The 23,495-nt window shown below is 41.3% G+C and carries 17 protein-coding genes; 11 read left to right on the top strand and 6 right to left on the bottom strand.

Annotated features, from left to right (window positions below):
• Positions 1-59 precede the first annotated feature (59 nt).
• The 4 genes from IPO83_02880 to IPO83_02895 are packed head-to-tail and all read left to right on the top strand — an operon-like array spanning position 60 to position 2,445.
• Entirely contained in the window at positions 60-593 is a 534-nt protein-coding gene (locus IPO83_02880) for a DUF1573 domain-containing protein (protein MBK9730224.1), read from the top strand.
• Complete coding sequence (locus IPO83_02885; protein ID MBK9730225.1) at positions 590-1,435, top strand: UbiA family prenyltransferase; 846 nt, start codon at positions 590-592, stop codon at positions 1,433-1,435. The genes IPO83_02880 and IPO83_02885 overlap by 4 nt, the downstream gene beginning before the upstream one ends.
• 9 nt (positions 1,436-1,444) lie before the next feature.
• Positions 1,445-1,861, top strand: a complete 417-nt coding sequence (gene ruvX, locus IPO83_02890; GenBank protein ID MBK9730226.1) for a Holliday junction resolvase RuvX — start codon at positions 1,445-1,447, stop codon at positions 1,859-1,861.
• Positions 1,858-2,445, top strand: a complete 588-nt coding sequence (locus IPO83_02895; GenBank protein MBK9730227.1) for a peptide deformylase — start codon at positions 1,858-1,860, stop codon at positions 2,443-2,445. Before ruvX ends, IPO83_02895 begins: the two co-directional genes overlap by 4 nt.
• A 17-nt stretch (positions 2,446-2,462) precedes the next feature.
• On the opposite strand, the gene IPO83_02900 is transcribed toward IPO83_02895, so the two are convergent.
• Entirely contained in the window at positions 2,463-3,092 is a 630-nt protein-coding gene (locus tag IPO83_02900; protein MBK9730228.1) for a hypothetical protein, read from the bottom strand.
• 172 nt (positions 3,093-3,264) lie between these two features.
• Positions 3,265-3,804 carry a DnaJ domain-containing protein gene (locus IPO83_02905; protein ID MBK9730229.1) on the bottom strand — a complete coding sequence of 180 codons (540 nt, stop codon included), beginning with the start codon at positions 3,802-3,804 and terminating at the stop codon, positions 3,265-3,267.
• A 190-nt stretch (positions 3,805-3,994) separates the two neighbouring features.
• Here IPO83_02905 and gcvP point away from each other — a divergent pair, with 190 nt between their 5' ends.
• Positions 3,995-6,880 carry an aminomethyl-transferring glycine dehydrogenase gene (gene gcvP / locus IPO83_02910; protein MBK9730230.1) on the top strand — a complete coding sequence of 962 codons (2,886 nt, stop codon included), beginning with the start codon at positions 3,995-3,997 and terminating at the stop codon, positions 6,878-6,880.
• Between the two features lie 221 nt (positions 6,881-7,101).
• Here the strand turns inward: gcvP and IPO83_02915 are convergent, their stop codons facing one another.
• Positions 7,102-7,569 carry a DUF1573 domain-containing protein gene (locus IPO83_02915; GenBank protein MBK9730231.1) on the bottom strand — a complete coding sequence of 156 codons (468 nt, stop codon included), beginning with the start codon at positions 7,567-7,569 and terminating at the stop codon, positions 7,102-7,104.
• Positions 7,570-7,660: 91 nt separating this feature from the next.
• Positions 7,661-8,080 (bottom strand): DUF1573 domain-containing protein, encoded by a 420-nt coding sequence (locus tag IPO83_02920; GenBank protein MBK9730232.1) that lies wholly within the window; start codon positions 8,078-8,080, stop codon positions 7,661-7,663.
• Positions 8,081-8,430: 350 nt separating this feature from the next.
• Here IPO83_02920 and IPO83_02925 point away from each other — a divergent pair, with 350 nt between their 5' ends.
• From IPO83_02925 to IPO83_02940, 4 genes are all read left to right on the top strand, one after another.
• Complete coding sequence (locus IPO83_02925; protein ID MBK9730233.1) at positions 8,431-10,863, top strand: transketolase; 2,433 nt, start codon at positions 8,431-8,433, stop codon at positions 10,861-10,863.
• Positions 10,864-10,954: 91 nt separating this feature from the next.
• Positions 10,955-12,775, top strand: coding sequence for a tetratricopeptide repeat protein (locus IPO83_02930; protein ID MBK9730234.1), 1,821 nt, complete (start codon positions 10,955-10,957; stop codon positions 12,773-12,775).
• A 151-nt stretch (positions 12,776-12,926) separates the two neighbouring features.
• The gene (locus tag IPO83_02935) at positions 12,927-13,853 is read left to right on the top strand and encodes an isoaspartyl peptidase/L-asparaginase (GenBank protein ID MBK9730235.1); all 927 of its coding nucleotides are present in this window, start codon (positions 12,927-12,929) and stop codon (positions 13,851-13,853) included.
• A gap of 269 nt (positions 13,854-14,122) precedes the next feature.
• Positions 14,123-16,909, top strand: a complete 2,787-nt coding sequence (locus IPO83_02940; protein ID MBK9730236.1) for a T9SS type A sorting domain-containing protein — start codon at positions 14,123-14,125, stop codon at positions 16,907-16,909.
• A 114-nt stretch (positions 16,910-17,023) separates the two neighbouring features.
• Here the strand turns inward: IPO83_02940 and IPO83_02945 are convergent, their stop codons facing one another.
• Positions 17,024-17,899, bottom strand: coding sequence for a cyanophycinase (locus IPO83_02945; GenBank protein MBK9730237.1), 876 nt, complete (start codon positions 17,897-17,899; stop codon positions 17,024-17,026).
• 340 nt (positions 17,900-18,239) lie between these two features.
• On the opposite strand from IPO83_02945, the gene cphA reads away from it, so the two are divergent.
• A complete protein-coding gene (cphA, locus tag IPO83_02950; protein ID MBK9730238.1) occupies positions 18,240-20,870 on the top strand; it encodes a cyanophycin synthetase in 2,631 nt (876 codons plus the stop codon).
• A 125-nt stretch (positions 20,871-20,995) separates the two neighbouring features.
• Here the strand turns inward: cphA and IPO83_02955 are convergent, their stop codons facing one another.
• On the bottom strand, positions 20,996-21,625 hold the full coding sequence (locus IPO83_02955; GenBank protein MBK9730239.1) for a hypothetical protein: 630 nt from the start codon (positions 21,623-21,625) through the stop codon (positions 20,996-20,998).
• A gap of 254 nt (positions 21,626-21,879) precedes the next feature.
• Between IPO83_02955 and IPO83_02960 the strand changes: the two genes are divergently transcribed.
• On the top strand, positions 21,880-23,313 hold the full coding sequence (locus IPO83_02960) for a T9SS type A sorting domain-containing protein (protein MBK9730240.1): 1,434 nt from the start codon (positions 21,880-21,882) through the stop codon (positions 23,311-23,313).
• Positions 23,314-23,495 lie beyond the last annotated feature (182 nt).

Raw genomic sequence — 23,495 nt, forward strand, 5'->3', positions numbered from 1 at the left:
ATCTTATAATCGAAGGAAAAGAACTTATTTTTGCGCCTGGCAAATTAAATGAGTTTTATATGAACGAAAACATAAAAACTTTCTCACTTGTTGTGATTACCATTTGTGTATTCATAATGACTGTAATTGACATATTGGATATGATGCAGGATCGCGCAGAGCAGTTTGATGCGCACACCTCCTTGAATACGTCATCGGCTGCCGACCCAAATTCATTTCCTCCGGCACCACCCGAATCATCAACTTCCATTATTCCTCCACTAGGTGATCAGCCAATTACTTCCATTCATTTTGAAGAAATGAGCCACGATTTTGGCGATATGATGAAGGGTGATGTTGTTAATTATTCTTTCAGGTTTAAGAATACGGGTTCAAGTCCTTTACTTATTTCCAATGCCCATGGTTCTTGCGGTTGCACTATTCCATCGTATCCGAAAGAACCCATCGCACCTGGTGCAGAAGCTAATATTGAAGTTCAATTTAACAGTGCTGGAAAAGAAGGCTTACAGAATAAAAGTATTTCGGTTACAGCCAATACGGAACCACGGCAAACGGTGCTCTCCATTACAGCTAACGTGAATAAGAAAGAATGAAAAATTATTTATCTCTTATAAAATTCAGTCATACGGTCTTTGCGCTTCCATTCGCGATGATTGGTTTTTTTCTGGCGGTTTGGTTGGAGGGATTTCCATTCAGTTGGCAGAAATTGCTGTTGGTGCTTGGCTGTATGGTATTTGCAAGAAGTGCCGCCATGGCGTTTAACAGGCTGATTGATGAACAATATGATCGTAAAAATCCACGTACAGCGCAACGTGAAATTCCGGCAGGCATCATTTCCCGGTCTGCTGCAGCAATCTTTACGGTGGCTTGCATCATCGCATTTATAAGCTGCACTTATTTTATTAACCCACTTTGCTTTTATCTTTCTCCAATAGCACTGATCATAATTCTCGGATACAGTTATACAAAGCGTTTTACAGATTTTTCACATTTTGTTTTAGGTCTTGGATTGGCACTTGCTCCCGTTGGCGCTTATCTCGCGGTTACAGGTTTCTTCAGCATCTTGCCTGTTCTACTGGGTATTGCTGTATTGTGCTGGGTGAGCGGTTTCGACATAATTTATGCATTACAGGATGTCTCCTTCGACAAAGAGCAATCGCTGCATTCTGTGCCTGTTTGGATGGGGCAGAAAAAAGCATTAATGATATCCTCGCTTGTTCATCTTTTAAGCATTGTCGCTTTAACTGCAGTTGGAATGCTCGGTCATTTCGGTGGCTGGTATTGGGCCGGCTGGATCATCTTCACGGCATTGCTCTTTTATCAGCATTCCATTGTGAAACCCAACGATCTCGCAAGAGTGAATGTCGCATTCTTCACTACGAACGGTGTGGCAAGTGTTATTTTTGCCATCTTTGTTTTGATCGACATTTTTTAACCCACTCACTTGGCCCGGATTCTTGCATTGGATTATGGAAAAAAGCGAACCGGAATCGCTGTTTCAGATCCACTGCAGATTATTGCGACTGCTTTAGAAACCATTGAAACTCCTCAGATTTTCAGCTTTCTGCACTCCTATTTTCTTCGGGAAGCAGTGGAATGTATTGTGGTAGGTGAACCAAAAAACATGAATAATACACCTTCAGAAATAAGTGGTGACATCAATAATTTCATTGCTTCCTTTCAGCAAAAATTTCCGGCTGTTCCTGTAAAAAGAATAGATGAGCGATTTACTTCGAAAATTGCGAGTCAGACAATTTTAGCTGCAGGAAAGAACAAAAAGGCGCGAAGAGACAAATCTTTAGTTGATAAAGTCAGCGCTGTAATAATTTTACAATCATACTTAGCGTCCATTCAAAAATGATACTACCGATAATAGCTTATGGTGATCCATTGTTGCGGAAAAAAGCTTCCGGCATCCACAACGATTATCCGCAATTAACCTCGCTGATTGAAAACATGTTTGAAACAATGTACGCTGCGAGCGGTATTGGACTTGCAGCTCCACAGGTTGGTCACTCTATCCGTTTATTTATTGTGGATACAGTTCCTGTACTTAAGAATCTGGATAAAGAAGATCCGGAGCATGATTTTAAAGGTGAAAAAGGATTGCTGCAGGTATTTATCAATGCCAAAGCGATTGAGAAAGATGGTGAGGAATGGCGTTACAATGAAGGTTGTCTGAGTATCCCGAAAATCAGGGAGGATGTTGAACGCCCGGATGAAATTACACTGGAATATCAGGATGAAAATTTCAAGCACCACCGTAAGGTTTTCAGCGGACTGGCCGGAAGAGTGATTCAACATGAGTACGATCACATTGAAGGTATCCTTTTCACCGACCACTTAAAGCCACTCAAAAAGCGGATGCTGAAAAAGAAAATGGAAAATATTTCCAAAGGACTGGTGGAAGTAGATTACAAAATGAAATTTCCGCAAAAGAAATAATTACAGATACCGTACGATTACTTTTTCTTAAACGCGCCATTCTGCAAGGCATTAAAAAATTGCATCCAGGCGCTCGGGCTCAGAATGGCCTGCGGACGATACTGTCCTGCATAGTAATAAGTGCTGGAATAATTTTGCAGAGATTGTGTTGCACTGAGTGTTCCATCCTTCAAAGTTTCCCCCAACTCCTGGAGTTTATTGGCATCCAGATTTTTTCTTGCGCGTTCGAGGTCATCATCAGGAATATTGAGATGCACAAAGGCATCCCGGAACTGATCTTTTGAAAACCAGGGATAGACTCTTGCTTCAGGAAGCATGCTTACGTCCGGTTCGAGGAAAATCAGCGCAGTATAACTTTCCTTATCAGGAATATCAGGTACCACCACCAATCCCTTTTTATAACCCACCGAGCTAATTTCAATGGTATCGCCCACACGGGAAGCAAAAGTGAAAAAACCCTGGAAGTTGGCGATGGAACCAAGCCGGATGCTTCGGTTATACACACTGGCAAAAGGTACCGGTGTGGTGGCAGAATCGGTGGAAAGCACAACACCGCTGTATTGAATCAGACGGGGACTTTGTGCCATTACCGGCTTACATTCAATAATCGACAGCAATGAGATGATAATGCAAAAAAGTTTTTTCATTCAGGATTCAAACCTAAGGGATTTCGTGGCAATAATAAAAAATTAGGTCGAGCTGAAGACTACAACGTTCATCTATGATGGACAATATCCAGCCGTTTAATTCTTTTGCGGTTACAAAAATGAGTGCTCAATGAGGGAGAAGTTGGCGGTTGTCCGGCAAATTGGCCTATATTCAATGCATGTATTTCTTCATCGATTGGAAACCAATAGCAGACTGCACAAAGAAATACAATCCTACAGGCCAGGCAATAAAAATGACAGCGAGAATAAAAAAAATGCCTACTCCTTGTTTAGCCATCACCATGGTTACAAACGGAGTGATGAGCATTATGGCACCAATGATCATGAACACAATCAAAGTAGGGTAGCTGTATAAATAAGTATTCCTGTAAAATTTTGTGTTGAAAAATTCTTTGGCAGATAATGCTGCATGCTGCGCAGCCCTTGTTCTTGCTGCATTCACCCAATAATAGTATACCTCATATTGAAGCGGATCTTTTGTGGTCTGATAATCTTCCAGGTAGATCTCGTGTGTATTCTTGTGTATCAGTATTTCATAAGCCTCATTCACCAGAATAAAATTATCAAGTGAATTTGATGAACGGTTAATAGCCGGATGATATTCATTTGCTTTTTGACGATATGCCCGCTTGATCTCCATCTCACTGGCATCTTTTGGAATCCCCAGAATTGCAAAATAATCAGGAAGCATAAGCACTAATTTGCCTGAAAAATTAGGCAATAATTATAGAATTTCAAATGATCAGTAAAAATATTTTGAGCGCTACTTTCACATGTTTGATTAAAACTTAAGTTATTCACACGATCAGTTGCTATCTGATCTGATCTAAAATCTTCAAATCTTATCACTTAACTTTGCCCACTCAAAAACAAAAAGTAACATGGGTTACATCATTCCAAAAGGATTTGCTTCACGCCACATTGGAGTAAACGACACGGATATTAAAGAAATGCTAGAGGTAATCGGCGCGGATTCACTCGATGAGCTGATTGCTGAAGTTGTTCCAGAGAATATAAATAATAAAAAGGCCCTGAATATCGGATCCGCGGTTTCTGAACAGGAATATCTTGAGTCAATCCGCGCAATCGCGAAAAAAAATAAACTGTTCCGGACTTATATTGGTATGGGTTACTACAATACGTTCACGCCTCCGGCCATACTTCGTAATCTTTTTGAAAATCCGGGTTGGTACACCCAGTATACACCTTACCAGGCGGAAATTGCCCAGGGCCGGTTAGAATCATTGCTTAACTTTCAAACAATGGTAATTGATCTTACGGGAATGGAAGTTGCCAATGCATCTTTGCTGGATGAGAGTACTGCAGCAGCAGAGGCCATGATCATGCTCTTTCATGACCGGGAGAAAAATGAGGAGCATAAAAACATTTTTTTTGTATCTGAAAAAGTATTTCCACAAACAATCGACCTATTAAAAACGCGCTCAGCTCCACTTGGAATAAAATTGCTGGTGGGTGATCATGAAACCATTTCATGGGATCAGCCCTTCTACGGCGCAATCGTTCAGTATCCTGATGGAGATGGTGAGGCAACAGATTATTCAGCATTCATTCATGAAGCGCATCAGTCCGGTGTAAGAGTGGTGATGGCGGCCGACTTGCTGGCTTTGACTTTGATGAAATCGCCCGGCGAATTAGGTGCTGATGTAGCAGTTGGTTCTGCACAGCGCTTTGGTGTGCCACTTGGTTATGGCGGCCCGCATGCTGCATATTTTGCTACCAGGGATGCCTATAAACGTCAAATGCCTGGTCGCATCATCGGAGTTTCGATTGATGCTGATGGCAATCAGGCTTTCAGAATGGCGCTTCAAACGCGTGAGCAACATATCAAACGGGAAAAGGCAACTTCCAATATTTGCACTGCTCAGGCGCTGCTGGCTAACATGGCTGCTATGTATGCTGTATATCATGGCCCTGAAGGATTAAAGGAAATTGCATTGACGATACATAATCATACTGTATCGCTTGCGCAGCGACTTGGACAATTAGGAGTCATCCAGGAAAACAGTTTTTATTTCGATACGCTGAAACTTGATACTGATACAATACCGGTAAATGAAATAAAGAGACTAGCTGAAAAAGCAGGTATCAATTTCAGGTATTTTGACGCAGGTGAAATAGGAATTTCACTCGATGAAACCGTTGGTACAAAAGAGGTGGATGCTATTGTAAGCGTTTTTTCAAAGGCAGCAGGAAAGGAGCAGCCTATGGAAATTACTGAGGAATTAAATCTGAGAACCAACCCTGATTTGGTGCGCGAATCTACCTATCTGACGCATCCTGTTTTCAACAGGCATCATTCAGAAAGTCAGTTGATGAGGTACATGAAGTCATTGGAAAACAAAGACTTATCTTTAAATACCTCAATGATTTCATTGGGTTCATGTACAATGAAGCTGAATGCTGCCAGCGAGATGATTCCGGTTAGCTTTCCTGAATTTTCTCAGTTGCACCCGTTCGTTCCACTCAACCAGGCCAGCGGCTATCAACAGATCATTAAAGAACTTGAAAAGGATCTTTGCAGGATAACAGGTTTTCCCGCCTGTTCACTCCAACCCAATTCCGGTGCTCAGGGAGAGTATGCAGGTTTAATGGTAATCATGGCCTATCATCATCACAGAGGAGACCGCCATCGAAATGTAGCATTGATTCCCTCTTCTGCTCATGGAACCAATCCTGCAAGCGCTGTAATGGCAGGTATGAAAGTAGTGGTGGTGAAGTGTGATGAAGAAGGCAATGTGGAGGTGAATGATTTAAAAGCCAAAGCGATCGAGCACAAAAATGAGCTTGCAGCTTTGCTGATTACCTATCCATCAACACATGGAGTTTTTGAAGAACGGATTAAGGAAATCTGCAATATTATTCATAAGAATGGTGGTCTGGTTTACATGGACGGAGCCAATATGAATGCACAGGTTGGTTTAACAAGTCCGGCTGCAATTGGTGCAGATGTGAATCATATAAACCTGCACAAAACTTTCAGTATTCCACATGGTGGAGGCGGACCAGGCATGGGACCTATTTGCGTGGCCAAACATCTTGCTCCATACTTACCGTCACATCCGGTGGTGCGGGTGGGTGGTGAAAAGGGCATCACTGCAGTTTCAGCCGCTCCCTGGGGAAGCGCGAGCATTTTGCTTATTTCATATGGTTACATCAAAATGTTGGGAAGCGAAGGTTGTACACTTGCTACTAAAATTGCAATCTTCAATGCAAACTACATTAAGTCGCGGCTTGAAAAACAATATGCGATACTTTATAAAGGTAGTAAGGGAAGATGCGCACATGAGATGATTGTTGATATGCGCGAATTTAAGAAACATGGTATTGAAGTAGAAGACATTGCAAAGCGCTTGATAGATTATGGATTTCATGCGCCAACCGTTTCATTTCCGGTGCCGGGAACCATGATGATTGAACCAACTGAAAGTGAAGACAGGGCAGAACTTGACAGGTTCTGTAATGCATTGCTTTCCATTCGGGAAGAGATTCAGGAAATAATTGATGGCGAGGTTGATAAAGTTGACAACGTTTTAAAGAATGCGCCTCATACCATTCGGGAAGTAACGGCTGATGATTGGAATCATGCTTATTCAAGAACCAAAGCAGCTTATCCGCTTGCTTACCTGGTTCAGCACAAATTTTGGGCAACTGTGGCCAGGATCAACAATACTTATGGTGACCGTAATTTGGTTTGTACATGCCCGCCGATCGAAGCGTATTCTGAAGAAGTTGCAACGGGAATATAATTCAACATGCTGTTAAGGAAATAGCAGCAGGATTCATTTAGAGTGGCATCATTGCTTTTTTCGAATAAAAGTTGGAGTTATCTTAAAACTTAACGCGGCATTAAAGATTTCGTATTTCGCATTATTGAGAACTCTCGTTTTGAATAAGTTCTTTTCATCCTGCTAAATAAAAAAACTCCGTGAAGATCATTCACGGAGTTTTTTTATTTAAAATTCAAAAATTAATTATTCGGTGTGGTCAGCATATTCGGCTGTTTTTCAGGAGTTGTTTGCTCAGTTTGTGTCTCAACAGTTCCTTTAATGTAAAGCACTTTGGTGGGTGTCTTTGCATTGGAAGTGATCGTGATAGACTTGTTAAATCCACCCGGATTAGCTGCATTGTACTGAACATTGATCACAGAAGTTTTACCTGGAAGAATGGGTTCTTTAGGCCATTTCGGAGTCGTACAACCGCAGGAAGCCTGCACATTACTGATTACGATTGGCTCTTTTCCATTGTTTGAAAACGCAAATTCATAGTTTACCGGAGTTCCTTTAGGAATCTTTCCGAAATCGTGCGTTTCTTCAGTGAATGTAAAATCACCTGCATTCGGATTAGCAACCGGTGTTGCATTAGGAGCTGCATTTTGTGCAAAACCGTGCAACGCAAAAACAGAAAACAAAGCGAAAGAGAAAATTACTTTTTTCATGATTGTTTAATTTAAAAGGTTAAAAATTAAAAGGTGACGTTAAATGAAAATTCTTGTAGATGATGCCTGTTTTTAATAGTATGGTTCAGGTTTATTTTTGTTCGTTTGAAGGTGTTGTAGCCGGTGCAGGTGGTTTTGGTAAAACCGTTCCTTTTATTGTTAAGTATTTCGGACTTGCAGTGTTAGACAACACAGTTATTGTTTTGTTGAAAGCTCCTTCTTTAGCGGCGTTGAAAGTCACTTTTACCGTTCCCGACTTTCCGGAAAGCACAGGTTCCTTGGTCCATTCAGGAGTGGTGCAACCGCAGGATGCTGTGGACTGGCTAACTATCAATGGTTCTTTACCACTGTTATCAAATGTAAAAACATGTGTTACCGGTGTGCCTTGCGGAATCTGACCGAAATCCCATGATTCTTCTTTGAATTTAAATACAGGGGCATTGGGATTTGCTGCTATAGCAGAATCTACCGCCGAAGTTTGCGTTGCTTTCACGGTAGGGTGCGCTTTCATCGGAGTAATCTTCGAGGATTGTGCCAGGGTAACCACCGGCAAAAAGCAGAAAAGCCAAAGGAATTTTTTCATGTTTTTTTTTTATGTGGCCAAAGCTATTCATTTGTTGAGTTACCTTCCAAATTAATTAAGAGCGCGGTAAGATTTTTAACAAATTTTTAAGAATAAATTCAATCGGTGAATAGAATGGTAACCGTTATTGAATCGCATTGAAAAAACTAATAAGGGTTTCAGACTGCAATGATGTAAAAATGTCAGATGGCTGATAGCTTTTAAATAACCTTTGCACGATAAGTTTTCATTACAATATATTAGAGGCGCTTTTTACTATTTTTGAAAAAAATCAAAATATGTCGGGAATCAAATTGTTAGCCGGCTCATCACCTGGCGAAGGTCAACTGACTTTTGAGGAATTTAAGCAGCAGGTAATTAATGATTATCGGTTAGCGATGATTAGCAGGGAAGCAAGTTTGCTGGGCCGCAAAGAAGTGTTACGCGGCAAAGCCAAGTTTGGCATCTTTGGCGATGGAAAGGAACTAGCCCAAATTGCCCTTTCAAGAGTTTTTAAAGAAGGAGATATCAGGTCAGGATACTATCGCGATCAGACACTTGCATTTGGAACAGGCATGTGCACCGTTCGACAGTTCTTTGCGCAACTATATGCCGATACAAACCTTGAAAATGAACCGATGTCAGGCGGACGCCAGATGAATGGCCATTACATTACCCGTATGCTGGATGAAAATGGTGAATTTAAAAATCTGTCGGCTATGAAAATTTCTGCCGCGGATGCGTCGCCTACAGCTTCTCAAATGCCACGAGCGCTTGGATTAGCGCTTGCTTCAAAAAAATTTCGTGAGATGGATACACTGAAAGACTTCACGCAATTTTCAGACAAGGGTAATGAAGTTGTGTTTGCTACTATTGGTGATGCCAGCACGTCAGAAGGTCATTTCTGGGAAACCTTGAATGCGGCAGGAGTTTTAAAAGTACCGCTTGCAATTTCGGTGTGGGACGATGGGTATGGAATTTCAGTTCCCATTAGCTTTCAAACTACGAAGCAAAGTATTTCCGATGCGATTTCAGGTTTTGCTGCGGATGAGAATGGAAACGGTCTCGATATTTATGTGGTAAATGGCTGGGACTATGTTTCGTTGATTGAAACTTATGAAAAGGGAATTGCTAAAGTTCGTGAAACTCATATTCCCGCCCTTTTTCATATAAAAAACCTTACACAGCCGCAGGGACATTCCACTTCGGGTTCCCATGAACGTTATAAAGACAAAGAACGGCTGGAGTGGGAACGTGAATTCGATTGCAATAAAAAAATGAGGGAGTGGATCATTAAATATGCAATCCTTACTGCAGAAGAATGTGATGCTATTGAAGCGGAAGCAAAAGAATTTGTAAGTAATGAGCGCAAGGCAGCCTGGAATGAATTCAACAATCCAATTAAGAATTCTATTGAAACACTTTGTGCAATGCTGGAAAATATCGCCGGTACTTCTCAATATGCGGCAGAAATATTAGCAGTCAGTAAAGCGCTGCAATCAGCAATTGACCCGATTAAAAAAGATGTTTTGGTTGCAGCAAAAAGCGTGTTGCGCATTTTAAGTAAAGAGCAGCATCCGATGCGCGATCAATTGTCGCAGTGGAAAAATGAATATGAAAAGGCACAACGTAAATTGTATTCTTCCCATTTGCATAGCCAGTCATCACAGGCTGCCTTACTGGTGAAAGAAATAAAACCGGTTTATTCGACGGATGCTGCAGCTATTAATGGTTTCGAAATTATGAACCACTGTTTCGATGCGGCCCTTGCAAGGGAACCCCGACTCTTTGCGTTTGGTGAAGACCTTGGGAAGATTGGAGATGTGAACCAGGGTTTTTCCGGTCTGGAAGCAAAATATGGAATAGAAAGAGTTTTTGATGTTGGAATACGTGAAGCCACGATCATTGGTCAAGGTATTGGAATGGCTATGCGCGGACTTCGTCCGATTGCAGAAATTCAATACCTCGATTATCTCCTCTATGCTTTACAACTGATGAGTGATGACCTTGCGACCTTGCAATGGAGAACAGCAGGTGGACAAAAAGCGCCTGTTATTATCCGCACCAGGGGCCACCGGCTTGAAGGAGTCTGGCATTCCGGCTCACCGATGGGAATGATCCTGAATTCCATCCGTGGTATTTACCTGCTCGTGCCGCGCAATATGGTACAGGCGGCCTGCTTCTACAATACCATGTTGTTGTCTGATGATCCTGCATTGATCATCGAATGTCTGAATGGTTACCGGTTGAAAGAAAAACTTCCGTCCAATATTGGAGAAATGACATTACCGTTAGGTGTTCCTGAAGTACTACATGCCGGAACCGATGTTACTTTAGTCACGTATGGATCTTCTTGTCGCATTGCAATGGAAGCTGTTGAAAAATTAAACGACGTTGGTATTTCGGTTGAATTGATTGATGTACAGACGTTGCTTCCATTTGATATTCATCATGCAATAGTTGAATCCGTAAAGAAGACAAACCGTGTTGTATTTCTGGATGAGGATGTTCCGGGCGGAGCAACTGCTTACATGATGCAGCAAGTGCTGGAAATTCAGAATGGCTACAGGTTTCTTGATTCAAAACCGGTAACTATTACCGCAACGCCCAATCGTCCTGCTTATGCTACCGACGGTGACTACTTCTGTAAACCCAACACTGAAGATGTTTTTGAGATTGTATATGGTGTGATGCGGGAAGCATTTCCGGAAGATTATCCTGAGATTGATTGAAGGGATTGAAAAATTTGAAATGTTTGAAAAGTTTAAAAGTTTGAAACGTTTAAAATCGTTTTGGGTTAAAATAAATTACTGCCATTCATAAGTGGATAAAAAACTGCTTTTTTTTGAGAATCGTTACTTTCAGTTAATCATCATTTCGCTGATAGCGTTGTTGCTGTATGGCAACACTTTATATAACCAGTATGCTTTGGATGATGGCATGGTGATTCTTGAAAATAAATTCGTAACGCAGGGCATCAGCGGTATTCCGGATATCATAACACACGATAGTTTTTACGGAGCCATCGGCAACAGTAAAAATCTGAGTGGCGGCAGATACCGGCCGCTTTCCTTAATTGCCTTTGCTATTGAAAATACGCTCTTTGGCAACAATGCATTTGTGCATCATTTTTTTAACCTGCTTTTTTATGTATGCACCTGCATTGTACTGTTATTGTTCTTACGTAAATTTATTTTTAAGCAATATCCTGCTGCAGCATTCATTGCAGCACTTTTGTTCACGGTTCATCCCATTCATACTGAAGCCGTTGCCAACATAAAAAGCAGGGATGAAGTGATGTCGCTGTTTTTTCTCTTGCTTACGTTGTATTATCTTCTGGAATTTATAACGGTTTCAAAAAAGCAAATTCATATTTTTCTTTCCGTAGTTTTTTTCGCGCTGGCCTTATTGTCGAAAGAAAATGGAATCATTTTCATTGGAATTATTCCGGTTACACTTTATTTTTTCTCACTAAAAAGGGTAAGTGAAATCACATTGCAAAGTATTCCATATTGGGGAGTTGCCGCTCTCTACTTTCTGCTTCGGAGTTCAGTGCTGGTAGTTAATCATAAAGAAATAACGGAAGTAATGGACAACCCTTACGTGCTTGCATCTCTTGCTGATAAGTATGCAACCATGTTGTACGTTTTGTTGCGTTATGTTCAATTGTTATTCTGGCCGCATCCACTCTCGTATGATTATTCCTATAAGCAGATTCCTTATCAGGATTTTTCATCGATAGGTGTTTGGTTTGCCGTTCTGTTGCATCTGTTGATGATTGTAATAATTATTTACGGACTGAGAAAGAAAGACCTCCTGAGTTGGTGCCTGCTTTTTTACTTATCAGGAATGTTCATCATCTCGAACCTGCTCATCAATATCGGAGCGCCAATGGCTGAACGGTTTTTATTTCAGGCCACTGTGCCTTTCAGCATTCTCCTGACAGAAATTGGCAGACGATTGTGGCTCCGATGGAAAACCGCTGAGACAGTCAAAATGCTCTCCGTTGCTTTGCTGCTGATTCCTGTCACGATCGTAAGTTCCTATGCAACAATCAATCGCAACACCGACTGGCAATCCAATGAAACATTATTTCTTCACGATGTGAAAGTTGCTTCCGGAAGCGCGCGTGCCAATACTTATGCAGGAGTGGCAATGATAAAACTCAGTGATGGGGCAAAAAATGATACCTTGAAAAGATCGTATGCTGAACAAGCATTGGCTTACTTTAAAATAGCTGATTCCATAAAAAAGGATTACATCACTACGTTGCTTAACATGGGTGTTGTTTACAGCAGGCTCGACAGTGTGGATGCTGCTGAAGAAGTCTGGAGTCGCGCCCGTAATGTAGACCCGGGTAACAGCAATTTTTTACTGTATGATAAATATCTTGCAGAAAGCTATTATCAGCGCGGCATGGAAGAAGCAAGAAATAAAAATTTATCCAATTGCATCAGTTACCTTGACAAAGCAGTTCTATATGACCCCAAAAATGCGGACGCGTGGTACAATTTAGGTGGTGCCTGTTTCACCTTAGGTCAATTCGGCAAAGCGAAAGAATGCTGGCAAAAAACCCTGCAAATAAATCCCAATCATCAAGATGCCGCTAATGGTTTGAAAGCTTTGAGTATGATCCTCAAATAAAGCGCGGAGCTTTTAATTTTATCGAATGCTATGCACCCTTTCAAAGCATTCCTTTCGTCAGAATTCCTGATAAAATTTCACCAATAACCACTGATTAATAACCAATGACCTATGTCCATCTTTGTTTATTTTTGTCACCCACAAAAAAAGTATGTCAAAAAAATTCGGAATAGCAATACATGGTGGCGCAGGTACCATTCTTGAAAAGGAAATGACCCATGAGAAAGAAGCAATTTATAGAAATGGTTTGAAGGATGCACTGGAGGCAGGCTACCGCGTTCTTGAAAGCGAAGGGTCGGCACTCGATGCTGTAGAAGCTGCCGTGAATTACCTGGAAGATTTCCCCTATTTCAATGCCGGTAAAGGTGCAGTGTTCAATCATGAAGGATCGCATGAGATGGATGCTTCTATTATGAACGGGTTGGATCTTAAAGCAGGTGCTGTATGTGCAGTGAGCAGGATTAAGAATCCGGTATCATTGGCGAAAGAGATCATGCTCTTTTCCGAGCATGTTTTTTTATGTGGAACGGGCGCCGAAGAATTTGCAGCGGAAAGGAAAATACCTTTTGAGGAAGCATCCTATTTCTATAATCAGGAAAGGTATGAGCAATTGCAGCGTGCAATAGCTGACAACGTAATAAAGCTTGATCATGGAAGTGAAAAAAAATTCGGCACAGTAGGAGCAGTGGCATTGGACATGAACAGTAATCTTGCTGCTGCAACTTCCACTGGCGGATTAACAAATAAAAGATTTGGCAGGGTGGGAGATAGTCCGATGATTGGTGCCGGTACGTATGCCAATAACAAAACGTGCGCTGTTTCCTGCACAGGTCATGGTGAATTTTTTATTCGTTCGGTGGTGGCATATGATATTTCCGCGCTCATGGAGTATAAGGACATGCTCCTTAAAGAAGCCTGTGACTATGTGGTAAACAAGAAGCTGGTAGAATTAGGAGCGGAAGGCGGCCTCATCAGCATCGATCGTTTTGGCAACATTGAAATGCCGTTTAATTCCGACGGAATGTACCGCGCATGTCGCAGAAACGGAGATGCACCGTTCATCGCAATTTACAAGTAGAGGATTTATTGTAATAATAATTGCAACCATCATGCAATGAAATTTAAAAGCACGAAAAACCTCTGATGATTCCACATCAACACGCATCTGCTATCAGGAAATCATGTCTCTATGTAATTGAATGTAAGATTCACTTTTTGTAATGTCAGAATTTGAGAGCAAATTTGCGATTCTTTGCTTCGGTTTTTTTAAGGTGGCAGCAAAGAAATGTGACAATTTAACCAGATCAGATTATTGTGAAAACCTTTTGCACATTTTTATTCCTGTTAATGAACGCGTTACTTATGGGTTTTCCGGCGGTATCAGTTGGCATTGTAAGTAACTCTCAGGCTGCCGGATTTTGGGAAAATAAAGGGCAGGTTACAGATCAGGATGGAATAAAGAGATCAGATATTTTGTATGTGTTTGAACAGGATGGATTTACCATCGCTTTGGGAAAAGATTTTTTTTCCTATCAATTAACCACCAATGGTGCAGCACTTAAATCTGAAGAAACAACAAATGAAACCAAAGCGCTTGTTGATAGCGATGAGCCGGTTTTAATAAAACCCATCTTGTTAAAATATGAGAGAACGGATGTGAAATTAACCGGCGCGAATAAAAACGTTAAACTGGTTGCCTCCGGAATATCAAAGGATACCAGGAATTATATCCGGCCTTCCGGTACTTACTATGATATTCATCATTACCAAAAAATTACGTATCAGAATATATACGAGGGCATCGACCTGGTTTTTTACATATCAAATGAAAAAAAATCAAATCTAACACGTTTAAAATATGATTTCGTCATTCAGCCCGGAGCGGATATGCGGGCTATCAGGTTGAATTATGCAGGAGCATCGCTTCCTGTTGTAAACGAAAATGGTGAGTTGCTAACGTTACTTCCTGGAAAGGGGTTTATAAAGGAATCAAAACCGTTATCATATTACGAAGCATCCAGAGATTCTTTTTATATCCCTTACCAGACGCTTGGATCTGCTGTTACATTTAAAGCCATAAAAGGCAATCAGCATGAAGTACTTACGATTGACCCTGAAATTACCTGGAGCCGTTACTTTGGCGGCGTAAAAGACGAATTAATAGAAGGGGTTGAAGCGGATGGTTTTGGAAATATTTATAGCTGCGGCCAAACGCTTTCTCCATCAGGAGTGGTTACCACAGGAGCTTATCAAACGGTAAAGCAAGGAGTGTCTGACAACTTCATCACAAAAATGAATCAATCGGGCACCATTCTATGGAGCACATATTTTGGAGGAGAAGCAGAAGAAGTTGCATTTGGTATGTGCCTCGATGGATTTGGCAACCTGTATTTATGTGGTCAAACAAGGAGTCTGCTTGTTATGTCAACAACAGGCGCTTATCAGGTGACCAACAATGGATTGATTGATGCATATATTTCAAAATTTGATACTTCAGGAGTATTAATATGGAGCACTTTTTTAGGAGGTGCCGGAAAAGATCAGTGTTACTCCTGCATTGCGGATCAGACCGGAGTGTATGTTGGGGGTTATACAGAAAGTGCTACCAATATTGTTACTGCCGGTGCTCAGCAAACTGTATATGGTGGCGCCGGTGATGCTTTCATTTCGGCATTTTCACCTTCCGGGGCCATCCTCTTTTCCACTTATCTCGGAGGATCGGATCAGGACCGCGCGCATGATGTGGTGCTCGATCATTTTGGAAACCTGTTGGTTTCAGGTACCACTCCAAGTGAAGATGGAATCGCATTGGGCAATGTGCATCAGTCGGAATTAGGAGGCAACAATGATGTATTTGTTGCGAAATACAAAAAGAGCGGTGTTAAAAAATGGTGTACCTATTATGGTGGATTAAAAACAGAACGTGGTCGCGAGATTGTGACTGACGGTGATGGCAACAGTTATATCACCGGACCCACCGCAAGCGGACTAAGTATGACTACACCAGGTGTTTACCAAACACAGTTGAATGGGAGTGGACCAGCCTCCTCCACCGTTTATGAGGATGCTTATCTGGCGAAGTTCGACACCGCAGGCCATTTGAAATGGGGAACCTATTACGGAGGAGCGGGAGATGAAATTGGTTCGGCGATAAAATTGTTGCCGGGCGGTTTGATCATGATCGGAGGAACTACAGACAGCGATAGTCTTATCAGTACACCTGATGCTATTCAGCCGGTCATTAGCGGAAAACGCGATGCATTTTTGGCGATGTTCTCCGATAAGGGCCAATTGGTTTGGTCTACTTACTACGGTGGAACAGAGGATGAAATTTTTGATGATGGATATGGACCTTCATTGGATATTTATGACAACCGTTTCCTCACATTTGCAATTAGTACCTTCAGCCCCGGATTGGGAACACTTAATACGTATACACCCTCCAATACTGCCACACCTACACTGGATGGGCTGTTCGTGAATATAGATTTGGGATGCCTTGATAAATACGAACCGAACAACCAGATTGAAAAATCGTATCCTTTAGGTGTAATTACGCAGCCTGCCTCCATTGATGCGCTCATAAATTATGCAGGGGATAGAGATTTTTACAGTTTTACCAAGACATCAGATTGGCCCGTTAAGGTTTATCTCAGTAACCTCGCTCAAAATTGTGACATCATTTTGTATGACTCACTTTTTCACCCTATTAAAATTTCGCACCATGCAGGTACAGGCGATGAAGAGGTTACGCTTAAGAAAGCAATGAAGGGTAAGGTATACGTAGCAGTATTTGTTCAGGCAAATATCTTTTCTAACATCTGCTATCATCTTTCCATCAAAAAAATATTTGCATTGACAAAATCTGTTGATGAAAATGAGAAAGTTATCCGGGATATTTTCATTTATCCCAATCCCGCAAGCAATGAAATAAATGTTACTTTAACGATTGCTGAAAATACTTTCATCCGCATATCAGATATTACAGGAAAAGTAGTATTGGAAAAGCCGGTTACGAGGGCTGATGGTGCGAAGCAAATTACTGTTATCGATATTCAGAAATTACACAGCGGCACTTACCTGGTAACTGTGCCGGACAGCGATCTTCCTGTTCAGAAATTAATTGTGTATTGAACTGGTTTGGCAGGATACAATCTTGAATCCTTATTAATCAGTGGTTGATTAGTCATTAGCTCTCATCTGCTAAGAATTCCCAATTCCCAATTCCTAATTCTCAATTCTCAATTCTCAATCTTCCACATTTTCCTCCACCGGTTTCGCTTCCATCTTGCGATGTAGAATATTAAACCGATCACCTGAAGTTAAAAAATGAACAATCAGGTTTTCTATAGAAATAGGAGTTCCCTCCGGAATATCAGCAATGTTGGAATGCCGGATCTGGTGACCGTCAATAATAGTAACCATACCCGAACCAATTATTTCAAGGTGGTTGCCTTCGGTGATAATAGCGCCTGTATCTTCTCCAAGACCCACACCCAGGCAAGAAGGGTTTGCACCAATGGCCTGCACAAGTCGTGCAAAGCGACCACGTTTGTCAAAGTGAGAATCAAAGATTACATCTTTATTAAAACCAAGGCCGGTGGTGATTTTCACTTCACCTTTCAAATGTGAACGTCCGCTATTGCCTTCGTAGATCATAGTATTTGACATTCCCATTGCTCCCGCACTGGTACCTGCAACTACAAAATCTTCTTTTTGATATCGATCATGTAATATTTGAAGAATTTCTGTGCCGCCAAATGTAGAGGTAAGCCGGTATTGATTACCTCCGGAAAACATTACCACATTTGCTTTTTTCACGCGTTGAATAAATTCCTTATCAACAGCATCATCACGGTTACGGATGGAAATGTGGCCAACATTCAAATATCCGATTTTCTCAAATGCATTTTTATAGTTTCCTCCCACTTCTTTTGGGGAAGATGAAGCAGTGGTAATTACTTCAATCCTTGCGTCAGGGTTACCGGCTTCAACGGCAATCCTTCTTAAAATTCCGAGTTCAAAAAAATTAAGGTTATTACGATGGATAACACCTAATTCGAGGTCGGTTCCCTTGTCTTCTGCTCCACCAATGGCAATTAGTTTTCCTTTAGGATGATTCATAAATGGCTTTGGATGATTGCCGTAAAATTAACTGATCTTCATAAATAAGATTAGTTGACCGTAAAATGATTTCAACATCAGTTGTTAATGCATCAATAGGTTGCATCAGCATCTCCAATGACCATTTTTATTTTTGAATGGTAATATTTGTATTCTTCCTTATTTTCTATTTGAATATATCAATTATTGAAGAATTATCTTTCCGTGAATCTGTAATTTTTATTACTGATAATGAAAGGCTAATAAACCTTCCTGATTTTTTTGAATATTTTTTCAATAATTTGTACGATTATGCAGCATTGCACCTGAAACCAAAAACAAACAAAACTCATCGTTAGCAATGGAAATACTCAACATCCGTCCAATGAACGGTCCTAATTACTGGTCCATCCGAAGACATAAACTGATCGTGATGAAACTTGATCTTCAGGAACTGGAAGATTTTCCTACCAACAAAATCCCGGGATTCAAAGACAGGCTCGCGAAATTATTTCCATCGTTATATGATCATCATTGTTCTGAAGGAAAACCAGGTGGCTTTCTTCAACGTGTTGAAGAAGGCACGTGGATGGGACACGTAATAGAACACATGGCGCTGGAGCTTCAGACACTTGCAGGGATGGATGTCGGATTCGGTCGTACGCGGGAAACAGGTCAGCGGGGTGTATATAATGTGGTGTTCAATTATATGGAAGCGGAAGCAGGCATCTATGCTGCAAAAGCAACTGTCAGGATAGCCCAGGCGCTCGTGGATGGCAAGGAGTATAACCTGGCAGAAGACATTCAAAATCTGCGTGAAATAAGAGAAGAATACCGGCTGGGACCTAGCACCGGCTCTATTGTGGAAGAAGCGATTAGCCGCGGCATTCCATACATTCGTCTTAATCGTCGTTCACTTGTACAGTTAGGTTATGGAGTGAACCAAAAAAGAGTGCAGGCAACGGTAGCCAGTACCACCAGCAGCATTGCTGTAGAAATTGCTTGTGATAAGGAAGAAACAAAAAACTTATTGGAACAGGCTGAAATTCCTGTTCCGAAAGGAGTGATAGGTTACGATGAAGATGATCTTCGCGATGCAATCAAAAAAATAGGTTATCCTATCGTTACGAAACCAGTAAATGGCAATCATGGAAAGGGTGCTACCACAAATCTCCGAAACTGGGAGGATGCTGTAAAAGGCCTGGTGGCGGCTAAACAGTATGGCCGAGCCGTAATCATTGAAAAATATATTGTGGGTTATGACCATCGTATACTGGTGATCAATTACAAATTTGTGGCTGCGGCAAAGCGCACGCCGGCCTCTGTGCTTGGAAACGGAAGTTCAACGATTCGCGAACTGATTGATATTGTAAATACTGATTCCCGCAGAGGATATGGCCATGAAAATGTATTGACAGCCATCAAAATTGATGACTTCACGATGAATATTCTGGACGAACGGAAATTAACACTTGATTCAGTATTGCCCGTTGGAGAAGAATTGTGGCTCAAACCCACTGCGAATCTTTCAACAGGCGGTACTGCTACAGACATTACAGATCTCGTTCATCCCGATAATATATTTATGTGTGAGCGGATTGCGCGTATTATCGGACTTGATATCTGCGGTATTGATATCATGACACCGGATTTAAGTCAGCCTATCAATGAAGCAGGTGGCGCTATCCTTGAAGTTAATGCAGCGCCTGGTTTTCGAATGCATCTTTCACCAACTGACGGGTTGCCGCGCAATGTGGCTGAACCTGTTATCAACATGCTGTATCCACCCGGAAGCTCTGCGCGCATTCCGATTATTGCTGTTACGGGTACCAATGGAAAAACCACCACTACAAGATTGATTGCCCACATTGTAAAACAGGTGGGTTATAAAGTTGGATTTACTACAACTGATGGTATCTATATTCAAAACCAGATGATGATGCGGGGTGATTGCACAGGTCCTGTATCTGCACAATTTGTATTGAAAGATCCAACTGTCGAATTAGCAGTGTTAGAAACTGCACGGGGAGGAATTCTTCGCGCAGGCTTAGGCTTCGACCACTGCGACATCGGAATTGTTACCAACGTGCAACCTGATCATCTCGGATTGATGGGCATCGAAACAATAGAACAATTGTCACGGGTGAAAGGAGTCGTTCCTGAAAGTGTTTGGCCTCATGGTTACGCGATTCTGAATGCAGATGATGATCTGGTTTATAAAATGCGGGAGGCACTCGAATGCAAGATTGCTTTCTTCAGCATGGATGAGAATAATCCGCGTATCAGAGAACACCTCGCTAATGGTGGTCTCGCCGCAGTGGCTGAAAACGGATATGTCACCATTTGTAAAGGGAGCTGGAAGATCAGAGTGGAAAAAATCAACAGCATTCCGTTAACTTTTGGAGGGAAAGCAATTTTCAATATCCAGAACGTATTGCCTGCTGTATTAGCTGTGCACCTTCGGGGATTTAAGATTGAAGACATTCGTGCGGCATTGCACACTTTTATTCCGTCACCTGCCACTACGCCCGGACGTATGAATCTCTTCCAGTTTAAGAATTTCCAGGTGTTGGTAGATTATGCGCATAACTATGCGGGCCTTGAACAGCTTGCAAAATTTGTAGATAAAGTTGACGGTACCCCAAAAGTAGGCGTTATCGCTGGTGTTGGTGACCGGCGCGATGAAGACATTATTGAGCTGGGACGTGTTGCAGCCCGTTCATTTGATGAAATCGTGATTCGTCAGGATAAAAATTTACGTGGTCGTTCTTCAGATGAAATCATTGACCTGATGATGCGTGGAATTAAGGACGTTGGTGGCAATAAAAAAACCACCATTATTCCAAGTGAACCTGAAGCGATTGATTATGTAATAAAAAACGGCCAACGGGGCGCCTTCATTACCATCTGTTCTGATGTAGTACCGGATGTACTTGAAATGATCATGCGCTATAAAGAACAGGAAGACAACGTAGAGATGTTAACGCCCTGATCAGGCAATTAACACGGAACAATTAATATTTTCCACTCTCAGGGCTGGAGTGATTTTACTTTGGCCGCAAAAAAAAATCCCCCGGAAATTTCCGGGGGATTTTTATAAAAAAATGCTGGTCGCTATTATTGTTTTGGTGTTTCTGCAGGAGCTGCCTCAGCTCTTTTCTGAGTGGTTCTCTCTTTGTCAGCTGCTGATTTACCTGAACCGGAGGAAGCATATTTTGATTTCAGCTCTTCATATTTCTTCTTCAACTCTTCTTCTTGTTGTCTGAGGGAAGCCTGCGCACGATCTTTTTGTTCCGGAGTCATTGTATCTTTATTCTTCATAAAATTATCCATCCCTGTTTTAGCTTCATTCATTTGAGCTTGCAAAGCAGTAATGTCTTTTTTCATTTCAGGATTATTGGTAGCGGCCGCTCTCTTACTGAGATTTTCATAATTTTCATTATACCTTTTGATGCGATCATCGTAAGTTTTTTTCATATCAGCATCAGACATGGTTGAAGCGGAAGTCGCTTTTTGCTGCTCTGCTCTTTTCTGTTGCTGTTCAGCAGTAGGTTCTTTAGCATCAGTAGCTTCCTGTTTGCTTCTTTCCTGTTTTTGCTCCGTTGTTGATTGGGCAGCTTTTTGTTCGTTTCGCTGCTTTTGTTCCTTGGTAGGTTCTTGCGCAAATGTTACCTGAGTTGAAAGGAAAAAAGCAAGTGCTAAAGCAAATCCAAATGTTGTTGAAAAATGTGATCTAAGGTGGTTCATGATTTTTTTGATTTTAGAACTGCAAATTTAGCGTAAAATATTACAATGAGGAAAACGAATAAAACGAAGTCGCTTTCTATGGATTCACGATCAAATGCTACCACGCTCAATCTTTTTTAATATGAAATCACCAATCATAACTTTTTATTTAACTGAAAAATTTCTTTTTTCTGTGTTGTATAATTTCAATAAAAAGGTATATTTGATGCTCCTTTCACAAATTCAATTATTCACCAAAAAACAAAAAACTAAACATGAAAAGACTTTCCATTCTACTCGTGCTCGTAACATTGATGGGAATCAATGCCTTCGCACAAACCGCGCGAACAGCACAAATCAAAACAAATTTAGGCAAGGCAAAACCATCAATGATGGGTTCGTCTCAACGGATTGAAGATTGCGACACTTTCGTTAATCTTTGTGTGGATGACGAATTGGTATTGTATTCAACAACGGGCGGATATGTTTGTGGCCAAAATGAATACGGCGACGTTTCCAAGGCTGATATTTTCTATCTTCCGGGAACTACCATCAAAGGTGTATTGCTCTATTTCGGATTTGCAAAAGCTGCAAATACTGTAGATAAAGTAAAAGTACGCGTTTGGGACAATGACGGAACATTCGCAGATGGTAATCCAGGTGCTCCAGGTACTATCCTTTCTGAGAAACTGGTGTCATACCAGACAATATCAGATGATGTAAACATCGATGCGGACCTTACTTACGTTCAATTCAATTCACCGGTTGCAATACCTGCTGACAGTCTTTTCTACATCGGTATTAACTTCGGTTACAAAAAGAATGACACTGTAGCTTTGGTTTCAACTCTTGACAGAACCGGACTAAGCTGCGAAGGTCTTGTAACTTCTGTAGATCAGTTTTCTGATAATTCATGGCACGTATTCTCTGAGTATCCTGGCGACTGGGGTCTATATGTAAGTCAGATGATTCTTCCTATTGTCTGCCATGAACTTTGTACCATGGATATTACTCCCGGCAATCCTTCAGTTTGCCAAAACAAAACCAAGACTATTACAGCTTCAGGCGCTTCTACTTACACCTGGGCACCTGCAGACGGTCTTAATGTAACAACCGGTGCTGTTGTTGTTGCTACCGGTAGCGTTACCACTACTTACACCGTTACAGGTGATGGCGGTGAGTGCTCCAAGACTGTTACTTTAACAGTAAAACCTAAACCAGTTGCTAACTTCTCTATTGGCCCATGCGTTTCTGGAAAGAAATTGCTGACCTATACAGGTACTCCTAACACTGGTGTTACTTTCAATTGGTACAAGGATGGTGTGAAAATCGCCGGACAGACCAACTCTACTTACAATTCAACCACAACGGCTAAATATAAAGTGAGAGTTACTGTTACTGAAACCAATTGCATTGATGTGAAAGAAAAACAAGTTACGAACGACTGTAAAGAAGGTCTGACTGAAATTTTCACAGCTGAAGCTTATCCTAATCCATTCAACCAATCATTTGTGATCAACATGGCATCAGGTTCAAATGAACTTGCCAATGTTCGTCTGGTTGACTTAAGCGGAAGAACACTTCATGAGTACACAGGCGTTGATACATCAGCTCCGTTCGAGATCAATGAATCTCTCTCAGCAGGTGTGTATTTCGTAAGAGTTAGTCAGGGTACTACTGAAAAGATGATCAAAGTCATTAAAGAATAATTCTATACCAGTCGAAAGGAAAATGAAAGGGCTCTTCGGAGCCCTTTTATTTTTTAGATAGGCCTGATATTATCTCTGAAATTTTCGAATGAAAGAGATCTTGATTGATTACAGAAATCTGTAAGCGTTGTTATGAAAAGATTTCGCTTTATATATAAAATGATAGAGCAGGAAGACGCATC

The organism is Chitinophagaceae bacterium, assembly GCA_016717285.1.
In the GTDB taxonomy this organism is placed as follows: domain Bacteria; phylum Bacteroidota; class Bacteroidia; order Chitinophagales; family UBA10324; genus JACCZZ01.